This window comes from Paenibacillus tepidiphilus, from assembly GCF_008635795.1.
Taxonomy (GTDB): Bacteria; Bacillota; Bacilli; order Paenibacillales; family Paenibacillaceae; genus Paenibacillus_AQ; species Paenibacillus_AQ tepidiphilus.
The window spans coordinates 1-2,136 of the sequence record NZ_VWRQ01000055.1; the positions used below are offsets into that span (position 1 = coordinate 1).

Genomic DNA, 2,136 nt, shown 5'->3' on the forward strand with positions numbered 1-2,136 from the left:
TATCCTACACAGTCTGCTGAATAACTCTTGGTGGGGGAGGCCTCCCCCACCAAGAGAACCATCTCACCGATGTCCCAGAAGAATACTTTTACTCTATTACACAAACTTCTTGACGCTACCACATCTTATTTGGGTTACTTCATTTTCAATAGATTTTAAATTCAAATTATTTTGAATAAAATCCTTTTCTTTAGAAAGAGTCATTTTTATTAAATCAATTTGCGATTCTTGTAGTTTCTTATTAGTATCTGTAATGAACTTAAAAACATCCTGCGTACAAGCCTGCTTTACAAAAAACTTATCGTTTACAATATGACTATTAATACTTTTATTTTCGTATTTTCTTAGCATTTGTTTTCTAATAAAATCAATCCCAAGATCTTCAACGATAGAATGATGATACTTTTCTAATCTTTTAATCCACGAGTAAATATAATCTAGCATTGATAATGAAAACATCCCATTGGCTAGCTTGTCTTCAACTTCAATTCGGGGATAAAAATTATAAACCCTAATTCTTGAGGATATTAAACTCGTTGAGACCCCCATTTTTTCTGATAATTTAGAGTAAGTGTTATCCTCAGACATACTCCACATATCATATGTGTATTTTGCCCATTCGTAGGGAGTCCAGTCTACTTGTCCACCCTGTATTGAGCCTAATCTATCCATAGCTTCAGCATCTGTTTTCGGAGTCTCTACTACATATACAGGAACTTTTTTCATCCCCATATGTTGCGCAGCATACCATCTCCTATGTCCAGATAAAATGATAAAGTACAGCCCCTTCCTATAGCATGAAATTCCTTCTTCCCATCCCTTTGATGCTAGTATTTCTTGCATTTGTTCAGTCTTTATAGACTGATCCTTTCTAGGGTTCAAAGGGTTTGGCAACACGCTCTTAATATCCACCCATTCTAAATACGGATCATTTTTATCATAATCTCCTAATTGTTCCAACTTTTCGATGCCTCCACTATAAATAAATTCAAATTATTATACCAAATAAATAATATTAATTAATATAGCTAATAATTTACTTTTTATTTCTTTGATAAGGACTCTTTAAAAAATATGTTACAGTTCTTGCTTTGCACTAGTTATTTCAGCAGAATATTGGTCAACAGCAAAAGTCAGCAGAAAAGCCAAGCATTGTCCAATACCGCAAGTAAGTGTATAGAATGAAAGTGACATGGAAATCACAAAAGAAGAAGCACTTCGTATTTATGTAAAAGATAATATTTATTGGATATAAATATTAAAAAATTAGTTTACACATTCCATGCTTTGCGATGCTGGCTTCCATTAAATTATGCTTTAATTTGTATACAAGCCATAAAACTTTAAATTATCTATCATCACTTACTTCTTCGATATCAATAATTAACGCTGAATTGAAAAAAGACACCATTTAAGGTGTCTTAATTGATACTCCATATGGAGCCGATGGTTGAATCCCTACCCGAAGAAAACAGCAAATAAGCTTCTACAAGCGTAGTTGCAGCTTTAATGTTACCGAGTATTGCCCCGTAACTTAATCCCCTTTGGGTGACCTGATTATCTTTTCCTGCTGACCCAGGCGGAGACCAAGCGGCGTAACCCACTATAGTTAGGCTCCTGTCCCTGTCACATGACGATACAGGGTAGAAGCACGCAGGTTATTAGGCCGCGAAAGAGTATTTGTTGTTTGTTTTCCTTTTAATAGGCTTTAGTGTTGGTGAAGTTTGCTTCAAAACATTACATGTTAAGGAATTAACGACTTTAATTCACTTTCACTAAGCCATGTTACCTTAGCTAAAGCTGCATAATCCATATCCATTGCAGGCAGATTGCGGGAGACTTCTCTTTTTCCTTCACAATATGATTCAGCTTCAACCTGTACTGGTTTCACAAGCATTCCGCAAGCAGTTTGTAACCGTACACGTGCTCTTCTCCAGAGATCAGTTCCAGCAGCCATTCCTGGATTTGCTCGTCGCTAATCTTCTCCCCAGACTCCGTAAGGGAGTAACCCGGAACGGGTCTCCCGCGCCCACTTTGAGCCGTGGGGACTGCGACATGCGCTTCATGCGGTCATAGTACGTGGACTCCGACAGCCCAATAATACGCAGCACAAGGGCTGCTGAATTCCCCTGCTTA

2 protein-coding genes are annotated in these 2,136 nt (G+C 37.4%); both read right to left on the bottom strand.

Annotated features, from left to right (window positions below; genetic code table 11):
- Positions 1–96 precede the first annotated feature (96 nt).
- Positions 97–960, bottom strand: a complete 864-nt coding sequence (locus F1379_RS29425) for a ParB/RepB/Spo0J family partition protein (RefSeq protein WP_162551320.1) — start codon at positions 958–960, stop codon at positions 97–99.
- A gap of 980 nt (positions 961–1,940) precedes the next feature.
- The coding region (locus F1379_RS30135) for a hypothetical protein (RefSeq protein WP_203457197.1) at positions 1,941–2,136 on the bottom strand (196 nt) is incomplete at its 5' end.